Origin of the sequence: Micromonospora sp. 067-2 (genome assembly GCF_046549295.1) — a bacterium.
GTDB lineage: Bacteria > Actinomycetota > Actinomycetes > Mycobacteriales > Micromonosporaceae > Micromonospora.
Map to the genome: position 1 here is coordinate 38430 of NZ_JAJPWB010000007.1, position 18184 is coordinate 56613.

General features: G+C 72.0%; 16 protein-coding genes and 1 pseudogene. 11 read left to right on the forward strand and 6 right to left on the reverse strand.

Features of this window, described 5'->3' with window-relative positions; all coding sequences use genetic code 11:
- Position 1 precedes the first annotated feature (1 nt).
- Positions 2-712: an MBL fold metallo-hydrolase gene (locus tag ACLJN9_RS17885; protein WP_410812538.1), complete on the reverse strand. Its 711-nt coding sequence runs from the start codon at positions 710-712 to the stop codon at positions 2-4.
- A 42-nt stretch (positions 713-754) separates the two neighbouring features.
- On the opposite strand from ACLJN9_RS17885, the gene ACLJN9_RS17890 reads away from it, so the two are divergent.
- The 3 genes from ACLJN9_RS17890 to ACLJN9_RS17900 all read left to right on the forward strand — a co-directional run bounded on the left by ACLJN9_RS17890 (position 755) and on the right by ACLJN9_RS17900 (position 2487).
- On the forward strand, positions 755-1174 hold the full coding sequence (locus tag ACLJN9_RS17890) for a YchJ family protein (protein WP_410812539.1): 420 nt from the start codon (positions 755-757) through the stop codon (positions 1172-1174).
- A gap of 189 nt (positions 1175-1363) precedes the next feature.
- Positions 1364-2104 carry a hypothetical protein gene (locus tag ACLJN9_RS17895; protein ID WP_410812540.1) on the forward strand — a complete coding sequence of 247 codons (741 nt, stop codon included), beginning with the start codon at positions 1364-1366 and terminating at the stop codon, positions 2102-2104.
- Positions 2101-2487 (forward strand): VOC family protein, encoded by a 387-nt coding sequence (locus ACLJN9_RS17900; RefSeq protein WP_410812541.1) that lies wholly within the window; start codon positions 2101-2103, stop codon positions 2485-2487. Before ACLJN9_RS17895 ends, ACLJN9_RS17900 begins: the two co-directional genes overlap by 4 nt.
- A 52-nt stretch (positions 2488-2539) precedes the next feature.
- Here ACLJN9_RS17900 and ACLJN9_RS17905 read toward each other — a convergent pair whose 3' ends face one another.
- From ACLJN9_RS17905 to ACLJN9_RS17915, 3 genes and pseudogenes are all read right to left on the reverse strand, one after another.
- The gene (locus tag ACLJN9_RS17905; RefSeq protein ID WP_410812542.1) at positions 2540-3781 is read right to left on the reverse strand and encodes an MFS transporter; all 1242 of its coding nucleotides are present in this window, start codon (positions 3779-3781) and stop codon (positions 2540-2542) included.
- Positions 3782-4426: 645 nt separating this feature from the next.
- Positions 4427-5072, reverse strand: a pseudogene (locus tag ACLJN9_RS17910) (mechanosensitive ion channel family protein); the annotation flags it as partial.
- An 80-nt stretch (positions 5073-5152) separates the two neighbouring features.
- Entirely contained in the window at positions 5153-6028 is an 876-nt protein-coding gene (locus ACLJN9_RS17915) for an SPFH domain-containing protein (RefSeq protein ID WP_410812543.1), read from the reverse strand.
- 110 nt (positions 6029-6138) lie between these two features.
- Between ACLJN9_RS17915 and ACLJN9_RS17920 the strand changes: the two genes are divergently transcribed.
- From ACLJN9_RS17920 to ACLJN9_RS17945, 6 genes are all read left to right on the forward strand, one after another.
- Complete coding sequence (locus ACLJN9_RS17920; RefSeq protein ID WP_410812544.1) at positions 6139-6666, forward strand: GNAT family N-acetyltransferase; 528 nt, start codon at positions 6139-6141, stop codon at positions 6664-6666.
- 164 nt (positions 6667-6830) lie between these two features.
- Entirely contained in the window at positions 6831-7940 is a 1110-nt protein-coding gene (locus ACLJN9_RS17925) for a peptidoglycan-binding protein (RefSeq protein ID WP_410812545.1), read from the forward strand.
- 139 nt (positions 7941-8079) lie between these two features.
- The gene (locus ACLJN9_RS17930; protein ID WP_410812547.1) at positions 8080-8493 is read left to right on the forward strand and encodes a VOC family protein; all 414 of its coding nucleotides are present in this window, start codon (positions 8080-8082) and stop codon (positions 8491-8493) included.
- 61 nt (positions 8494-8554) lie between these two features.
- Entirely contained in the window at positions 8555-10129 is a 1575-nt protein-coding gene (locus ACLJN9_RS17935) for an FMN-binding glutamate synthase family protein (RefSeq protein WP_410812549.1), read from the forward strand.
- Between the two features lie 94 nt (positions 10130-10223).
- Positions 10224-11411 (forward strand): DNA polymerase IV, encoded by a 1188-nt coding sequence (dinB, locus tag ACLJN9_RS17940; protein ID WP_410812550.1) that lies wholly within the window; start codon positions 10224-10226, stop codon positions 11409-11411.
- A gap of 93 nt (positions 11412-11504) precedes the next feature.
- Positions 11505-11840 carry a hypothetical protein gene (locus ACLJN9_RS17945; protein ID WP_410812552.1) on the forward strand — a complete coding sequence of 112 codons (336 nt, stop codon included), beginning with the start codon at positions 11505-11507 and terminating at the stop codon, positions 11838-11840.
- Between the two features lie 43 nt (positions 11841-11883).
- Here the strand turns inward: ACLJN9_RS17945 and ACLJN9_RS17950 are convergent, their stop codons facing one another.
- Positions 11884-13692 (reverse strand): glycoside hydrolase family 97 catalytic domain-containing protein, encoded by a 1809-nt coding sequence (locus ACLJN9_RS17950; RefSeq protein ID WP_410812553.1) that lies wholly within the window; start codon positions 13690-13692, stop codon positions 11884-11886.
- 399 nt (positions 13693-14091) lie between these two features.
- Between ACLJN9_RS17950 and ACLJN9_RS17955 the strand changes: the two genes are divergently transcribed.
- A complete protein-coding gene (locus ACLJN9_RS17955; RefSeq protein WP_410812554.1) occupies positions 14092-14577 on the forward strand; it encodes a peptidoglycan-binding domain-containing protein in 486 nt (161 codons plus the stop codon).
- A gap of 102 nt (positions 14578-14679) precedes the next feature.
- Here ACLJN9_RS17955 and ACLJN9_RS17960 read toward each other — a convergent pair whose 3' ends face one another.
- Complete coding sequence (locus ACLJN9_RS17960; RefSeq protein ID WP_410812555.1) at positions 14680-15087, reverse strand: peptidase inhibitor family I36 protein; 408 nt, start codon at positions 15085-15087, stop codon at positions 14680-14682.
- A gap of 179 nt (positions 15088-15266) precedes the next feature.
- Between ACLJN9_RS17960 and ACLJN9_RS17965 the strand changes: the two genes are divergently transcribed.
- On the forward strand, positions 15267-18092 hold the full coding sequence (locus tag ACLJN9_RS17965; protein WP_410812556.1) for an AfsR/SARP family transcriptional regulator: 2826 nt from the start codon (positions 15267-15269) through the stop codon (positions 18090-18092).
- The last annotated feature ends 92 nt before the right edge of the window (positions 18093-18184 follow it).

An 18184-nucleotide genomic window follows, 5' to 3' on the forward strand; every position in this document is an offset into this window, starting at 1 on the left:
GTCAGCGGGGCTGGGACAGGAAACCGCGGATCCGGTCGCGGGGACGGTCGGTCAACTCCGGGCCGTGCGTGAAGGCGGCGATGTCGTACTCCAGCTCACCGAGCACGTGCGCGGTCTGCTGGGTCATCCGGAAGTCGCTGCACAGCCACTTCAGCGGCCAGCGGACCCCGAGCACGTTGAACAGCGCGTCCCCGGTGATCAGCAGTCGGGTCGGCTCGTGCAGCAGGGACACGTGCCCGGGCGAGTGCCCGGGGGTGTGCACCACCCGCAGGCCACCGCCGACGTCGATCAGGTCGCCGTCGGCGAGTGGCTGCGCCACCTCGACCGCGGGGAACCGACCACCGCCGACCCGGGCGAGGAAGCGTCCGCCGGTCACCGCCGGGTCGGCGGCAGGTGCGCGGCCCGCCTCGGCGTACGGCACGTCGCCGGTGTGCGCGGCGATCGGGGCGCCGGTGCGGCGGGCCATCTCCGCAGCGCCGCCCGCGTGATCGGGGTGGGCGTGGGTCAGCACGATCCGGGTGACGTCCGCCGGCACCTTGCCGATCGCCGCCAGCCCCCGCACGATCCGGGCGGGCGCCCTGGTCACCCCGCAGTCGACCAGGGTGACGCTGCCGTCGCCGTCCACGAGGGCGTACGAGTTGACGGCCGCGCGGCCCACCGTGGGGATGCGCCAGACGTTCGGAGCCAGCTGCACGGCCGGGGATCGCGTCATGTCGCGAGTCTAGGTCGATCGGCGGTGCGGCAGGATGGTGACGTGGGCAAGGGTGCGGGGCGCAGGCGGACGGACGCGACGACGGGACTCACCTGCCCGTGCGGCTCCGGCCGGGTGTACGCCGACTGCTGCGCCGAGGTGCACGGCGGCGTGGCGCAGGCGCCGACCGCCGAGGCGCTGATGCGGTCCCGGTTCAGCGCCTTCGCCCGCGGCGACAGCGGCTACCTGCTGCGCAGCTGGCACTCCTCGACCCGCCCGGCTCGGCTGGAGTTGGAGCCCGGGCAGCGCTGGACCCGGCTGGAGATCGTCGAGACCGAGCGGGGCGGTCTGCTCGACAACGCCGGCACCGTGACGTTTCACGCGCACTACCGGGACGCGGGTCGGCCGGGCACGCTGACCGAACGCAGCCGGTTCGTCCGCGAGAACGGCCGGTGGGTCTATCTCGACGGCGTAGAGCCCTGATGGCCGGTTGTCGCGTAGGATGACCTCGGCGCAGTCCTGCGCCACACCTCCCTCTCGGCGCTCACGCCGCCGGCCACGCGGAGGCAAAGGGGGCCTGGCGCCCTCGGGACGCGGTGCCACATGCCCCACTCCGGCGGGGTCGACGGGAGCGTGAGTCCCGGTGACCGTGCCGTTGACCGGGAGCATGTGATGACCAATCAGAGATCGTTCAAGACCCGGGTCCGAACCCGGATGGAGAAGACCGGCGAGAGCTACACGACCGCCCGCCGGCACCTGATCAATCGGGCTACCGCACCCGCCGCCGCACCGGCCGCGGACGTGTCGCCGTTCCCTGAACCGGACGTGCCGCCCTCGCCGGCGCCCGCCGCGGCGCAGACCGAGCGGATCGCCGACGAGCTGATCCGCGCGCGGACCGGCCGCGGCTGGGCGGAGTGGTTCGCCCTGCTCGACGCCGTGGACGCCACGCGGCGGACGCACACCGAGATCGCCCGCCACCTGGTCGTCGAACACGACGTGGCGGGCTGGTGGGCACAGAGCATCACCGTCGGGTACGAGCAGGCACGCGGCCTGCGCGCGCCCGGTCAAGCGCGCGGGGCCGGGTTCTCGGCCACCGCCAGCCGGACGGTGGCGGTGCCGGTGCTGCGGCTGTTCGAGGCGTTCGCCGACGAGACGGCACGGGCCCGTTGGCTGCCCGACGTGCAGGTGCGCCTGCGCACCGCCACCGCGCCCCGCAGCTTCCGGGCCGACTGGGCCGGCGGCCCCACCCGGATCGTCGTCGGCTTCGAGGCGGTCGGCGAGTCGAAGGCCCGGGTGAACCTCTCGCACGAGAAGCTGACGGAGGCCGAGCAGGCCACGGAGCTGAAGACGTACTGGCGGGAGCGGCTCGCCGCATTGAAGGCACTGCTGGAGTCGGACGGGGACCACCGATGACCATGACGTTCATCAACCTGCCGGTGCGTGACCTGACCACCGCCGCCGAGTTCTACCGGGCGCTCGGTTTCACCAGCGACCAGGCCGATCTGGGCGGTGACATCGTGCAGATCGCCATCTCCGACAGCACCCGGTTGATGCTGCACCTCCGCTCGACCTTCGAGGCGTACACCGGGGTCGCGACCACGGACACGGAGGCCAGCCGGGAGGTCATCCTGGGGTTGTCGACGCAGAGTCGGGAGCGGGTCGACGAACTGGTCGACCGGGCCGTGGTGGCCGGCGGGGAGCCGCTCGGGCCGGGCATGACCAGCGGGCCGATGTACATGCGCGGCTTCCGGGACATCGACGGCCACCAGTGGTCGTTCCTGCACATGGCGGGCTGAGCGCACACCCCGGCGACGGCACACCGACCGCCGCCGGGGGTGCCACCGCCGGTCAGGTGGTGGTGGGTCCCGCGCCGGGTCGGGAGTGCGACCGCTGGCGGTGGGCCAGCAGCACCAGCGCCACGACGAGGTACGGCCCGGCCGCCACCGCGAACGCCACCGCGTTGCCGGCTGCTGTCGCCACCAGTCCGTAGCCGACGTAGGTCACGATGACCAGCACGTCGGTGGCCATCCCCGCCAGCGAGGTGACGGTGGCGCGGCTGCTCCCCGTGATCCGTGCCTGCAGTCGCGCGTCGGCCAGCACGGTGGCCAGTTGCGCGCCCCCGAACGCCACCGCGAGCAGCACAAACCCGGCCGGATGTGCGATGAGGGCACCCCCGGCCAGCGCGACGGCGACCACAGCGAGCAGCGCGGCGTAACCCCGGCCGCCCATCCGCTCCCCGGCCGGGGCCAGCAGCCCACCGGCGGTGACCCCGGCCCAGAGCAGCAGGAGCAACAGTGGGACGACCCGCACTCCGACGCCGGTGTCCAGGGCCAGTAGCGGCGTGTACTCGTCCAGGGCACCCCAGTCGGCGGCCACCACCGCGACCAGCAGCACCGCGGCCCGCACAGGGGGGTGCGTGCGGACCTGCGCCACCCCGGCCCGCAACGCGTCCCACCAACCAAGGTCACTCCCGTCGTCCAGATTGGACGAGGTGTCGGACGGCCGGCGGTGTTCCGGAAACCGGGTGGCGACGGCGGCAGCGAGCAGGCAGGCGAGCACGCTGGCCAGGCCGACCGCCGGGTAACCGCCGGCCGCCAGCACCGGGCCGGCGAGCACCCCGGCCGCCAGCACACCCAGCACACCCGCCGTCCGAGCCCGGCCGAGCACCCGGGGGTACCTGCCGACCGCGCCGAGCCGGTCCAGCTCGGTCCACACGAGCGCCTCCAGGGCACCGGAGACCAGTGACCCGCCCGCGCCCCAGAGCACGAACCCGACCGCGAACGCCGGGTACGACGGAGAGAGCACCCAGAGGGCATAGCCGGCGGCGGTCACCAACGGCGCGAGGGCCAGGAGAAGCCGGCGGGACACCGCGTCGGCCCAGGCGCCGGAGGGCACCTCGAACAGGATGCCGGCGGCCGACCAGAGGACGAAGAGCGAGGAGATCTGCCCCACCGACAGCCCGGTGTCGGCGAAGAGCAGCGCGTACACCGGATAGAGCAGGACGAGGTCACTGAGGAACGCGTACCCGTAGAGGGTGGCCGTCAGACGGCGGACCGCCGGGTCGGGCACCCGCGAGGCGATGTGGGTCATGAGACCTTTCCGTGGGGACGGAGACGGACACCGGATGTGCGGTGCCCGCGGTGGCCCACGGGATCGGTCTGCGGCGGTAGATCAATGTCGCCAGGTCATGTCGGGGATGCTAGACCCGCTTCACGGCCCGGGCCAGCCCTTTCGGCGTGCCCGCGAATGCCAAACCGGGGCGGGATCCGACCGGATCCCGCCCCGTTGCGCCCGCTGGATGTCAGCGATGGTCCGGGTCGACCGGCGGGATGACGGTGGTGGTCTCGCTGTCGTCGCTGGCGCGCTGGTGGGGTGCCACCCGCTCGCTGCCACCGCTCACCACCTGGGTGGCGTCGGCGTCGAGGCCGCTACCCAGTACCTCCGTGGCGTCCGGGTCCACCGGTCGGGTCACCACCTGCGTGGCTTCCGGGTCGGCCGGTCGGGTCACCACCTGGGTCGCCTCCGGGTCGGCCGGTCGGGTCACCACCTGGGTCGCCTCCGGCTCGGCAGGTCGGGTCACCACCTGGGTTGCCTCCGGCTCGGCCGGTCGGGTCACCACCTGGGTCGCCTCCGGGTCGGTGTGGGCGGTCGAGGCCTTGGCAGGCGCGGTCTCGGCGTTCCGACGCTCGGCCCGGTACGCGCGGGCGTGCGTGGCGATGACCTGGGACTCCTGCTCGGCGCGGGTCAGCCACGACTCCCAGCGGCTCTGCATCGGACGGACGAGACCGCCGCCGACGCCGACGACGAGGATGCCGCCGACGGTGGCCAGCACGGCGATCAGTACGGGGGTGGTGACAGCGGTCGCCACGCCGATCTGGTTCAGCGCGGCGATGACGCCGAGGCCGAGGATGAACACCGAGGCGATGCGGGCCAGCACCCGACCGTAGGACAGCCCGCCGAGCGCGCCGCCGATGATGTCCTTGACGGCGTTGGCGATGGCGGCGGCGACCACGACGATGACGATCGCCACGAAGGCGCGGGGCAGCCAGGCGATCACCGCGGCGATCAGGTCCGAGATCGGGTTCGGTCCCCAGATGCCGAAGGCGAGCTGGAGGGTCAGCAGCAGCACGCCGTAGTAGACGAGCTTCGCGACGATGTCGCTGGCGTCGTACCGTGAGCGGCTCAGCGCCCGGCGCACGCCGCCGCGTTCGACGGCGCGGTCGAAGCCCACTCGCTCCAGGACCTTCTCCACGATCTTCAGTACGGCCTTGGCGATCAGCCATCCCGCCACCAGGATCGCCAGGAAGGCGACGGCCTTGGGCAGGAAGAGCATCACCGAGCGGAGGGCGTCGCCCACCGCGTCGCTGACGTTGTCACTCATCGGGGTGTCCTTCAGTTGGGGGCAGCCGGGACGGTCGGCCCCGACCTACCCCCGGCGCTGCGTGCGGAAACGCCGGCCGTTCAGTGCTGCGGCGTCCCCGGATGCTCGGAGCTCTGCTCGGCGGCGTCGGCCACCGCCTCCGTCACGGGCCCGAGATCCGGCGCGGCGGGCGTGGGATGACCCGCCCCGGCCGCCTGCGGAGCCATCAGGTCGAAGAAGCGCAGCAGCTCGACCGGGAACGGCATGACCAGCGTGCTGTTCTTCTCCGCCGCCACGTCCACCACGGTCTGCAACAGGCGCAACTGGTACGCGCCGGGTGTCGCCTCCATCGCCCGCGACGCGTCGGCGAGGCGGCGTGACGCCTGGAACTCGCCGTCCGCGGCGATGACCCGGGCCCGGCGTTCCCGTTCCGCCTCGGCCTGCCGGGACATCGAGCGCTTCATCCCCTCCGGCAGCGAGACGTCCTTGACCTCGACCCGTTCGATGAGTAGCCCCCACGGCTTCTCGGTGGGCGCGTCGATGACGGACTTCAGCTCGGCGTTGATCCGTTCGCGGTCGCCCAGCACGGTGTCCAGGTCGGCCCGGCCGATCACGGAGCGCAACGCGGTCTGCGCGACCTGGAGCACCGCCGACGGATAGTCGTGCACGTTGACCAGCGCCTTCACCGGATCCACGACCCGGTAGTAGACCACCGCGTCGACGGTGAGTGTCACGTTGTCCCGGGTGATCGCGCCCTGCGCCGGCACGCCGATCACGGTGGTCTGCATGCTGACCCGCACCATCCGGTCGGCCACCGGAACGATCAGTTGCAGGCCCGGCCCGCGGACCCGGTCGAGCACCCGGCCGAAACGGAACACGATGCCGCGCTGGTACTGCTGCACCATCCGCACGCTCAGTGCCAACAGCAGCACCACGACCACGACCACGACGACCAGAACGACGACGGCGGATCCCATGACATCCCGCTCCCCCGGAGGCGCTCGCCTCCCGGAGCGCCGGGTACCCGTTCCGGTCCCGGCCATGCCGCCGCTGCTCGACGGTCCCGGGGCATGCCAGGCTGCGCGGCATGGACGTACGTCTTGAGCCCTGGTCGGAGTCCGCGCTCGACCTCCTGCGCCGGATCAACACCCCGCAGATGCGTCGACACGTCGGCGGCCCCGAACCGGAGGACAAACTGCTCGCCCGGCACCGTCGATACCTCGCTCTGCCGACGACTGCTCGCGGCCGCATGTTCGCCGTACTGTTCGACGACGAGATGGTCGGCAGCATCGCCTACCACCAGCGTGAGTGGCAGGGCCGGCAGATCTACGAGACCGGCTGGAACGTCCTACCGCCCTATCAGGGCCGAGGCGTTGCCACCGCAGCGGGTACGGCCCTGATCACCATCGTCCGCGAGGCTGCTCGCCATCCTGACGCTCCCCACAGCCTGCACGCGTTCCCCTCAGTCGAGAACGCCCCCTCCAACGCGCTCTGCCACCGCCTCGGCTTCACGCTCGTCGGCCCCTGCGATTTCGAGTACCCAACCGGCAGCGGCTCCCTGATGCGCAGCAACGACTGGCGCATCGACTGTGCCTCTGCCCCTTCGACCACGTGATGCTCAGCCGACCACGGGCGTTTCGGGGAGATGGACGGCAGGGTCTGGCGCGCGGGCGAGCGCTGGCAATATCCTCCGAAGCAAATGCGGCCACTGTAGCTACTTTTCATCATCCCCCGCCGTCGGCCGCAGGAGGAGATGTCATGCACGTCGACCATTCCGAAGTGGATCGCCGAACGCTGCTGCGGGCCGGTCTCGGTGCCGCCACGGTCGCCGTGGTCGGGAGCGAGCTCGCGTTCCCTGGCGCGGCGCAGGCCGCCTCCGGCACGGACCTGGACTGGATCATCAGCTGTGACGGGTGGGCCGCCCGTCCGCCGAAGGATCCGCTGTCGGTCAGCGCCATCGCCACCAACAAGATCATCGTGCACCACATGGCGTTCCCGAACGTCACGGACTACTCCCGCGAGCAGGCGGTCAAGCTGGCCCACGACTGCCAGGACCTGCACATCGACGGCAACGGCTGGTCGGACACCGGCCAGCACTTCACGGTGAGCCGGGGCGGCTACGTGCTCGAGGGTCGCCGGGGCAGCCTGGAGCGCCTCGAGGCCGGCGACCGGCAGATGATCTCGGCGCACTGTCCGGGCGAGAACGGCCGGGCCATCGGCATCGAGAACGAGGGCACCTACGTCACGGAGACCCCGCCGACGGCACTCACCGACTCGCTGGTCACGCTCTGCGTCGCCGTCTGCCGGCAGTACGGACTGCACGCGCACGACATCTTCGGCCACTGGGACTTCCGCGACACCGACTGCCCGGGCGCCGCGTTCTACCGGCAGTTCCCCACGCTGCGTCAACGGGTGTTCGCCGCCCTCGGCACCGACCTGGGCGACGTGCCGGCTCGTCGCTGGCCGGACCTGTGGCGCTTCGTCAGCTCCCCGTCGGTGCGGGTGGTGCAGTACCTGTTGGCCTACCGCGGCTACCCGGTGACGGTCAGCGGCGCGTTCGACACCGCGACCGTGACCGCCGTACAGGACTGGCAGGCCCGCAACGGCATCGCCGTCGACGTGGACGCCACGCTCACCGCACCGACCTGGGAGACCCTGGTTCCCGAGCTGGATCAGCACGCCACCGGCCTGCCGGTCACCGCCGTGCAGGAGATCCTCGCCAGAAAGGGGTACGCCGTCGCGGTCACCGGGGCGTACGACCACGCCACCCGGGCAGCGGTGAAGGAACTCCAGGCGCTGCACGGGCTGCCCCGTAACGGCAAGGTCAGCACGAGCACCTGGTGCACCATCGTCGGAGGGTCGGTCCGGCAGTCGTTCCGGCACCACTGACCCTGGCGTCTCCGGCGGCGGCGTGGGCGGCGTACCCGCGCCGCCGCCAGGTCCGACCCGCACACGTGGGCGCGCCTCGTTGTCCACCCTCGATCGGCCTGCGACGATGACGGCGACCAGGCCCAGGAAGGGGTGTGCTGTGCAGACACGACTCAACCCGTACCTCAACTTTCCCGGCACCGCCCGCGAGGCGATGGAGTTCTACCACCGCGTGTTCGGCGGCGAGCTGAAGCTGACCACCTTCGGCGAGTTCGGCAGCACCGAGCCCGGCCTGCAGGACCAGATCATGCACGGGCTGCTGGAGACGGCCAACGGCTTCACCCTGATGGCCTCGGACACCGCGCCCGGGATGAACCACGTGCCCGGCACCAACATCGCGATCAGCCTCAGCGGCGACAAGGCCGACGAGATTCGCGGCTACTGGGAGCAGCTCTCCGCGAGCGGGTCGGTGAACACCCCGCTGGAGAAGCAGATGTGGGGCGACGAGTACGGCATGTGCGTCGACCCGTACGGCATCGGGTGGCTTGTCAACATCACCCAGTCGCAGGGCTGACCAGCGGGGCGTCGCTGGTGGGCCGGTTTGGCCGGCGACGCGGGCGGAAAGAGTGGCGGGTATGACATGGGCCCGCCGAGCCGTACCTGCCGTCGCCGCCGCCGTCGCCGCGCTCGCCGCGCGGGACCTGATCCAGCGCGACCACGCGCTGTTGCGCAACTTCCCGGTGCTCGGGCGCGCCCGCTACCTGCTGGAGGCGATCGGGCCGGAGCTTCGGCAGTACATCGTGGCCGGCAACAACGAGGAGCGGCCGTTCACCCGGGACCAGCGCCGCTGGGTGTACGCGTCGGCGAAGCAGGAGAACAACTACTTCGGTTTCGGCACGGACAACGACATCGAGTACACCCCCGGCTACCCGATCATCAAACATCGCACCTTCGGCCGGGCGGTGCCGCCGTCGACACCGACCGCCGGTCACGACGTACGGTTGCCCGCCGCCAAGGTGCTCGGCGCGGCCCGGGGTCGGGCCCGCGCGTTCCGACCGGAGTCGGTGGTCAACATCTCCGGGATGAGCTTCGGCTCGCTCTCCGGCAACGCCATCTCGGCACTGAATCGGGGTGCCGCACTCGCCGGCTGCCTGCAGAACACCGGCGAGGGCGGCCTGTCGCCGTACCACCGCAAGGGCGGTGACCTGGTCTTCCAGCTCGGTACGGCGTACTTCGGCTGCCGGGACGAGCACGGCCGGTTCAGCCTGGACCGATTGAAGGACCTGGTAGCCGAGGCGCCGGTCAAGGCGCTGGAGATCAAGCTGAGCCAGGGCGCCAAGCCCAGCCTCGGCGGCCTGCTGCCGGGGGCGAAGGTGTCCGCCGAGATCGCCGCCACCCGGGGCATCCCGGCCGGCCAGGACTGTGTGAGCCCGTCCCGGCACGCCGAGTTCTCCGACTGCGACAGCCTCCTCGACTGGGTGGAGCTGCTGGCCGCCGAGACCGGCCTGCCGGTCGGCATCAAGTCGGCGGTCGGTGACCTGGGCTTCTGGCAGGATCTGGCGACCCTCATGCGGGACACCGGCCGGGGCGTCGACTTCGTGACGATCGACGGCGGCGAGGGTGGCACCGGCGCCGCGCCGCTGATCTTCACCGACTCGGTGTCGCTGCCCTTCCAGCAGGGCTTCTCCCGGGTCTACAGGGTCTTCGCCGAGCACGACCTGCACGAGCAGGTCATGTTCGTCGGCGCCGGCAAGCTGGGCCTACCGGACAACGCCATCGTGGCCTTCGCTCTGGGCTGCGACATGGTCAACGTGGGCCGCGAAGCCATGCTGTCGATCGGTTGCATCCAGGCGCAGAAGTGCCACACCGACACCTGTCCCACCGGCGTCGCGACCCAGAACGCCTGGCTGGCCCGGGGCCTGGACCCGGCGCTGAAGTCGGTGCGGGCGGCCAACTACCTCCGCACGCTGCGCCGGGACCTGGTGAAGGTCGCCGAGGCGTGCGGCGTCGAGCACCCCGGCCTGATCGACACCGACGCGGTGGAGATCCTGGACGGCCGCACCAGCTCCACCCCACTGCACGAGGTGTACGGATACCGGCGGGAATGGGGGCTGCCCTCGGCGGCCGACCGGGCGGAGATCGTCCGGCTGATGACCCCGGAGGCACCGCAGGGCGGCAGCGCCCCGCCGTCGGCCACCGCCGTCGGCTGACAGCCCCGCGCTCTGCAGCCTGGGGAGGTCGTCGAGCGGCGCGTTCGCCCAGGTCGGTGCTCCGACACACCGCGTCTGTGCGAACATATGTTCTATGTCGTCGGGTGCCAGCATCATGCACGCCGACCTGGACGCCTTCTACGCGTCGGTCGAGCAGCGTGACGACCCGCGCCTGCGGGGGCGGCCGGTGATCGTCGGCGGCGGCGTGGTGCTGGCAGCAAGCTACGAGGCGAAGGCGTGCGGCGTACGCAGCGCGATGGGCGGCCAGCAGGCGCGCCGACTCTGCCCGGACGCGATCGTGGTGCCGCCCCGGATGTCGGCCTACACGGCGGCCAGCAGGGCGGTGTTCGAGATATTCCGGCAGACGACCCCGCTGGTCGAAGGGCTCTCCATCGACGAGGCGTTCCTGGACGTGGGCGGCCTCCGGCGGCTGGCCGGGTCGCCCGCCGTCATCGCCGAGCGGCTGCGCCGGGAGGTCCGGGACCGGATCCACCTGCCGATCACGGTGGGTGTGGCCCGGACGAAGTTCCTGGCGAAGGTGGCCAGCGGCGTGGCCAAGCCGGACGGGCTGCTGGTCGTCGCGCCCGACGCCGAGCTGGCGTTCCTGCACCCACTGCCGGTGGAACGGCTCTGGGGCGTCGGCCCGGTCACCGCCGCGAAGCTGCGGGAACGACGGATCCGCACCGTCGCCGAGGTGGCCCGGCTCGGCGAGGCCGCGCTGGTTTCACTGCTCGGCGCGGGCGCCGGTCGGCACCTGCACGCGTTGGCGCACAACCGCGACCCCCGGGCCGTCCAGGTCGGCCGTCGACGCGGCTCGATGGGCGCCCAGCACGCGCTGAGCCGCACCCCGCACCCGCCGGCGGAGCTGGACGCCATCCTGGCCGGCCTGGTCGACCGGGTGACCCGGCGGATGCGGGCGGCCGGGCGGTCCGGACGCACCGTGGTGCTGCGTCTGCGTTTCGGCGACTACACGCGGGCCACCCGATCGCACACGATCGGCAAGGCGACCTCGGACACCACGCCGCTGCTCGCCGCCGCGCGGGCGCTCCTGCGCGCCGCGCAGCCCGAGATCGACCAGCGGGGTGTCACGCTGGTCGGCGTCTCGGTGGGCAACCTGGACGACAACCCGGTCCAGCCCGAGCTGCCGTTCCACCGTGATCCGGGAGCCGAGTTGGACGCCGCGGTGGACGCGGTCCGCGACCGCTTCGGGTCAGCGGCGCTGACCCGAGCGGTGCTGCTCGGCAGGGAGCCGGGCGTCGAGATGCCCCTGCTGCCGGACTGAGCGGCAACGGCGGTGCACCTCACACCGGGTGACTGGTTTAGCGACGGTTGGATCGGTGACCTTGAAGGGATCAGCCTGACAGGGGGGACCACCATGCCCGAGGACACCACCATCCGTGCGAGCCAACGCGAGCAGCGACCCGCCGACGTGACCGACCCGCTGCTCTGGCAGCTTGCCGTCGACGTGCTGAGCGCGCACGAGCCGGACGAGAACGGCGCCTGCCACAACCTGCTCTGCGCCGGTCAGCCGTGGCCGTGCGCCGCCCGCGGCAACGCCGAACAGTCGCTCCGGCTGGCCCGCGGTGTGGCCGGCACCCCGTCGAGAGCCGCTTCCGATCGGGGCGGGGACGGGGTTCCCGCCGCGCGGCGGGGCTGGTCGACCGGCCAGGGGTGGGCGCGTCCGGGAACGGCGGCCACCGCGGCCGCCTGAGACGCCGTGCGGTCGGTCCCGGCGTCGACTACCGAGCGGGCGGTCAGCGGTCGCAGGTGGTCCGGCCGCTGACCGCCGGGCAGATCTGTGCCGCGAACCCGCCGTTGGCCAGGATCGGCACGCTCAGCGTCTCACCTCGCTCGATGGTGCGGGTGGTCCGCGTCAGGGTCGTACCGTCGATGATCACCTCGACCAGCCACCGACCAGCCGGCAGGAACGTGGTCGGGACCGGGACCGTACGCGCCGAGCCCGGCAGCACCGCGCCCACGAACCACCGGTCGCCGTTGCGTCGGGCGATCGTGACGCCGCTGGCGGGATCGCCGGAGACCAGCCGCGTTTCGTCCCAGACCGCCGGCACCTGACGCAGGAAGCGTTCGAGCTCGGGGCGGGTGCTGTACGCGGACAACGACCCGCCGTACACCTGCAGACCCGACTCGTAGACCACGGTGAGGCCGAGTTCGGCGGCGGCCGTGTGCGGTCTGGTGCCGTGCTGGAACGCGACCGCCGTGTAGTCCATGGAGCCGACGACGTTGCGGGTGAACGGCAGCGCGGTGACGTGGGCCAGGGTGCGGCTGCGGTGCTCGCCACCGTGAACGGCTTCCATGCTCACCACGTGCGGCCAGGTGCGCTGGATGCCGTGCGGAATGGTCGAGCCGTGGAGGTTGACGAGCAACCTGTACCGGGCGGCACTGGCCAGGGCGGCGTCATACCAGCGCAGCCGGGCCTGACTGTCGGAGTTCATGAAGTCGAGCTTGACCCCGACCGCGCCCCACCCGGCGATCTGGCCGAACTGAGTCGTGCGCTCCGCGTCGGTGTCCACGTCGGCGTAGTTGTACCAGAGGATGATGCCGACGTTCCGGGCCTTGGCGTACGTGATCAACTCTGGCATCCAGGTGACGCTCTTCCAGCCGTCGTCCACGATCACGTACTCCCAGCGCTGCCGGGCGGCGTAGTCCACGTAGGCCTTCTGCCTGCTCAGGCTCTGCTGCGTGGCGCGGCCGCCGTCGAGCCACGACCAGGCGGCCCGACCCGGCTTTATCCACGACGTGTCGGCGATCCGCGACGGCGGCGCGACGTCGTCGTCGAGGGTGGATCCGACGATGGTGTCGAGCGTGCCGATGATCGCGGTACGCCATGGGGTGACCAGCGCCCCGGGAAAGGTGACCTGGGCATCGGCGAGCTTCACGGTGTACCGGCCAGTGCCGGCGGTGTGCGTCAACCGGGCGCCGGAGTAGCGGCCGTCCACGTCCGACTCACTGATCAGCGCCCAGTTCGACCCCACCCGGAACAGCGCCGGGTGGGCGTAGTCCGCGGTCGCGGCGCCGGCCGCGGTGGTGGCCGAATACTGGTTCTCGTAGTAGTCCATGAAGGTGCTCAGGTAGGCCGGGGAGCTGCCGGGCACCTGGAAGGTGGACGCCTCCCTCGTCACGGTTCCACCACCGGCCAGTTCGTACCGGTAGGCGATGCCGTCGCCGGATACCCGTACGAACACCGTCATCCGGGTCGACCCGCGCGAGAACACGAACTGGGACTCCGTCGCCGTGCCCTGCCGTTGCCGCGTCTTGCCGGCCAGGGTGGTGTACGAAACGTTCACCGTGCCGTCGGTGCGGCTGACGAAGGAGAGCCCGGTGGTCAGGTCGACGGCGGTGGTGGCCAGGCCGACGGCGGCCGGCTCCAGGACGGTGGCGCAGTTGCGGGTCGCGCCGAGCGTCAGGCTCCCGGCCGCGTCGATGGACAGGTTCGCCCGCACCCCGTCGCACCCGCCAGCGGCGACGCCCGGCTGCGCGATCGACCACGTGGTCGGCGTCGCCGCCTGACTGCTGGTGGGCGTAAGCGCCACGAGAGCAGCCATCCCCAGAAGTGTCACACTCGGGCCCAGTGCACGCCGACTGCCGGTCATCCGATGCCTCCGGAACCCACGATTGAATCGATACATGTTTATCGCTGGAGTCAACCGCGCAACCCGCCCGACGTCAAGAGGAAACAGGCCAACCACCGGAGCAGCAGCCGTTCCAGAGTGGTGCGGGCGGGTGTCGTCGGCCCGGAGGCAGGGGGTCCTCACCCAACCGTGAATCGCTTCAACGCCTGCAGCGGAATGCCGCGCTGCACGCGCCGGCCACTCGGCACTCACGCCGGTCGGGTCGGCCGACGATTGACGATCGCGCAAGAAACCGTAGACCGCCGACAGTGACGCTCCTCGGGTAGAAGCGGGGTCGACCCGAAAAGCCCCGCCCATCCTTAGGAGGAGACCATGCCGATCCGGAACCGCATCGGGCGCCGCGGCGCAACCGCCACCCTGCTGACCCTGCTGGCCAGCACCGGCCTTGCCGTGCTCGCGCCGTCCGCCGCGCAGGCGGCCAGCACGTGCACCAGCCTGACCTTCTTCCGCGTGGGTGGCTACCCGGGTGGCGCCGACATGCACGTGCCCACCGTCGGCTGGCAGGACGGCAACAAGACCTGCAACCTGGCCTACGGCAACTCCAACAGCGCGGTCAAGGTGTTGCAGGAGGCGCTGAACAACTGCTACTCCCAGTCCCTGAGGCTCGACGGCCAGTACGGCACCAACACCAAGAACGCCGTCCGGGCCGCCCAGCGCCAGATCAACCGAGACTACGTGTACGCGCACATCGCCGAGGACGGCGAGTACGGCCCGCAGACCCGGGCGTACATGGGCTTCGCGATCTTCGGTGTCAACGGGGGCGCGGTCATCCCGAACACCTGCTACTACCCGGGCTGAGCAGCCTGAAGGCGCCGGCCAGCATCCCCCCGTCGGATGCTGGCCGGCGCCGTTGTGGTGTCGCCGGCCCTCCCCCACCCGGAGACACCGACTCTCAGTGGCTCAACAGACCCGGACCGCCTCGATGCGTTGGTCCCAGGTCCCCCCGATGGCCGCCGAGTCGTAGGCCAGGTTCGCCCGGTAGCCGTAGGCGTGCTGGTAGCCGAGCAGACCGGTGGCGTTGCTGTTGTCCCAGAAGGTGGAGACGGTGCCCGACGGCCGGTTGTTGATGATCGACCGGGTCTTGTTGCGGAAGTACGACGGCACGGCGATGTCCCGGCAGGCGTTGACGTAGTCGACCTCGAGATAGACGACTCTGCCGGTGAAGTTGGTCCCGTCGTAGAGGCAGACCAGATTGTAGTAACAGGTCGGGCCGGCCGCGGCTGCGGCGGCCGGAGTGGCGGCCGTGGCAGCGGTCAACGCCACCGCTGCGAGCAGGGCGGGGATGAGCCTTCTCAGCGACGTTCGCACGTCCGTGCACCTCCGGGTCATGTCACGACCTATCCGGCCGCGAGTCGAGTTGTCGACATCACATTGAGAGATTTCCCTCTGTCGAGAAGGATCTGCGCGGAAGGTCGACGGTTTCCTGCCGGAACCTCAATCCGGCCGTGCCGGGTTGCCCGGACGGCGGCATGGGCGAGCGGCGGTTCATGGAGATTCGGGTTCTCGGACCGTTCGAGGTGTGGACGGACGACAGGCTGGTCGACGCCGGCGCGGCGCGCCAACGCGCCGTCCTCGCCGCCCTGGCCGTCGACCTGGGTCGGCCGGTGCGCGCCGAGTCCCTGATGGACCGGGTCTGGGGTGAGGCTCCACCGCTGCGGGTCCGGCACAACCTGCACGTCTACCTGGCCCGGATCCGGCGGGTGCTGACCGACGCCGGCGCACCGCACGCGCTGGTCCGCCGCTCCGGCGGTTACCTGCTGGACCTACCGCCGGACACCGTCGACGGCCAGCGGTTCGCCATGCTGCGCCAGCGCGCCGGCGCACTGGCCGACGACGACCCCGAGCGCGTCGAGCTGCTGCGGCGGGCGCTGGCGCTGTGGCGGGGCGAACCTCTGGCCGGGCTGCCCGGCGACTGGGCGGCGCGGGTCCGGCAGGACTGGCACCGTCAGCACACCGACACCACCGTGCAGTGGGCCCGGGCGCTGCTGCGCCGGGGCGACCCCGCTGCGGTGGTCGACCCGCTGACCCGCCTGGCCGAGGACCAGCCGTTGGACGAGCCCGTCGCCGCGACGCTGCTTCACGCGCTGGCCGCCGCCGGGCGCGGGGCGCAGGCCCTGGAGCACTACGCCCGGACGCGGGACCGCCTGGCCGAGGCGCTCGGCGCAGACCCGGGAGCCGAGCTGCAACGGTTGCATCGGGCCATCCTGCGCGGGGAGATCACCTCGGCGCCGTCCGCCACCGGCTCCACGGCGCCGACCGCTGCGGGCACCCCGGCCCGGCCGGCTGCCGTCGGGCCGGTGCCGGCCCAGCTACCGTCCGACGTACGCGGCTTCGCGGGGCGGCGGGCCGAGCTGGCCCGCCTGGACGCGCTGCGCACATCGGCCGGGGAGCCCGCCACGGCGGTACCGGTCGGGGTGATCTCCGGGCCGGGTGGAGTCGGAAAGACGGCACTGGCCGTGCACTGGGCACACAGGGTGGCCAGCCACTTTCCGGACGGGCAGCTGCACGCCAACCTCGCGGGCTACAGCCAGAGCGGTGTCGTCCGCAGCTCCGAGCAGGTGGTCCGGGCTTTCCTGAGCGCCCTCGGGGTGCCGCCCCGGGAGGTGCCCCCCGACGAGCAGGCGCAGACTGCTTTGTACCGGAGCCTGCTGGCCGGCCGGCGGATGCTGGTGCTGCTGGACAACGCGAGGGACGCGGCGCAGGTCCGGCCGCTGCTGCCCGGGGCCGCCGGCTGCCTGGTGCTGGTGACCAGCCGCGACCGGCTGACCGGCCTGGTGGCCACCGAGGGTGCCGACTCGGTGGTGCTGGACCTGCTCACCGACGAGGACGCGCGGGCGCTGCTGCGTGCGCGGATCGGGACGCGGGCCGAGGCGGAACCCGCCGCGGTCGACGAGTTGATACGACTCTGCGACCGGCTGCCGCTCGCACTGGTCGTGGTGGCGGCCCGCACGGTGGTCCGTCCGCAGCTCTCGCTGGCCGAGCTGGGCGCGCAGTTGCGCACCGACGGCGGATTGGACGGGCTGGACACGGGCGAGCACGACAGCAGCGTACGGACGACTCTGTCCTGGTCGTACCGCCTGTTGTCGGTGCCGACCGCCCGGGTGTTCCGGCTGGTCGGAGGCAGCACGGACGTCACGGTGAGCGCGGCGGCCGTGGCCAGCCTCGCCGGCACCGGCCGTCGCGAGATCCGGAGGGCCGTGGCCGAACTCGCCGAGGCGCATCTCGTCCTGGAACGTGGCCCGGACCGGTACGCCATGCACGACCTGCTACGGGCCTTCGCGGCCGAACTGTCCGGCGAGCAGGATCCGCCAGGTGCCCGAGCCGAGGCGCGGGGCCGACTCTTCGACCACTATCTGCACAGCGCGCACGGTGCCGCGGTGTTGCTGCACCCGCACTGGGACCCGATCGCGCTGCCTCCGGCCGACGGCGGGGTACGGCCCGAGAAGCTGAGCGACCACGACGAGGCACTGGCGTGGTTCGCCCGGGAGCGGGAGGTGCTGATCGCGCTGGTCGAGCGGTGTGCGGCCAGCGGATTCGACCGGCACGCCTGGCAGCTGGCCTGGAGCCTGACCAGTTTCCTGGACCGGCAGGGCGGCTGGCACGACCAGTTGGCGGTGCAGCGTACGGCGCTGGTCACCGCGCGACGCAGCGGCGACCCGGCCGGGCAGGCACACGCGCACCGCAGTCTGGCCCGCGCCCAGGCCCGGCTGGGCCGGGTCGACGAGGCACCGAGCCAGCTCGAGCGTGCGCTGGCGCTCTTCCGAGGCTTGGACGACCCGGCCAACCAGGGGCACACCTGCCTGGACCTGGCCGAGATGGCCGACCGACAGGGCCGGCGCGCCGAGGTTGTCCAGCACGCGGAGGCCGCGCTGGCGCTGTACCGCACTGCCGGGCACCGCTACGGGCAGGCGATGGCGTTGAACGCGATCGGCTGGTACCAGGCCCAGCTCGGCGAGCACCACGCCGCCATCGAGGCGTGCCGGCAGGGCCTGGAGCTGCTGCGGGAGTTCGATGACCGGCACGGCCAGGCCGCCACCTGGGACACGCTCGGCTACGCGCAGCACCGGGCGGGGCGGCCGTCGGAGGCGGTCGGGGCGTACCGGCACGCGGTGCAGCTGTACCGGGAGTTCCGGGACCGGTACTACGAGGCGGACACGCTGGGCCATCTGGCCGAGGCGCAGGTGGACGCCGGCGATCCGGTGGGGGCGCAGGAAAGCTGGCGCGCCGCGCTGGTCCTCCTCGACGATCTCGCCCACCCGGACGCCGCGGGTGTACGCCGCCGGCTGACGGAGGTGGATGAGCCGCCCAGTTGAGCGAACGGCGGGGTTCGCCCACGTGTCGCGTGGTGACGGTGTCACGGCCGGCGGGGCCCGTTGGTCGGGCGGCCCGCCGGCCGCGTCCACAC

Coding starts and splice junctions, on each gene's coding strand:
- ACLJN9_RS17905 (WP_410812542.1), bottom strand. CDS start 3,781: ATGACCCACATCGCCTCGCGGGTGCCCGACCCGGCGGTCCGCCGTCTG.
- ACLJN9_RS17945 (WP_410812552.1), top strand. CDS start 11,505: ATGCCCGAGGACACCACCATCCGTGCGAGCCAACGCGAGCAGCGACCC.
- ACLJN9_RS17935 (WP_410812549.1), top strand. CDS start 8,555: ATGACATGGGCCCGCCGAGCCGTACCTGCCGTCGCCGCCGCCGTCGCC.
- ACLJN9_RS17915 (WP_410812543.1), bottom strand. CDS start 6,028: ATGGGATCCGCCGTCGTCGTTCTGGTCGTCGTGGTCGTGGTCGTGGTG.
- ACLJN9_RS17885 (WP_410812538.1), bottom strand. CDS start 712: ATGACGCGATCCCCGGCCGTGCAGCTGGCTCCGAACGTCTGGCGCATC.
- ACLJN9_RS17965 (WP_410812556.1), top strand. CDS start 15,267: ATGGAGATTCGGGTTCTCGGACCGTTCGAGGTGTGGACGGACGACAGG.
- ACLJN9_RS17955 (WP_410812554.1), top strand. CDS start 14,092: ATGCCGATCCGGAACCGCATCGGGCGCCGCGGCGCAACCGCCACCCTG.
- ACLJN9_RS17950 (WP_410812553.1), bottom strand. CDS start 13,692: ATGGCTGCTCTCGTGGCGCTTACGCCCACCAGCAGTCAGGCGGCGACG.
- ACLJN9_RS17900 (WP_410812541.1), top strand. CDS start 2,101: ATGACCATGACGTTCATCAACCTGCCGGTGCGTGACCTGACCACCGCC.
- ACLJN9_RS17895 (WP_410812540.1), top strand. CDS start 1,364: ATGACCAATCAGAGATCGTTCAAGACCCGGGTCCGAACCCGGATGGAG.
- dinB (WP_410812550.1), top strand. CDS start 10,224: ATGTCGTCGGGTGCCAGCATCATGCACGCCGACCTGGACGCCTTCTAC.
- ACLJN9_RS17920 (WP_410812544.1), top strand. CDS start 6,139: ATGGACGTACGTCTTGAGCCCTGGTCGGAGTCCGCGCTCGACCTCCTG.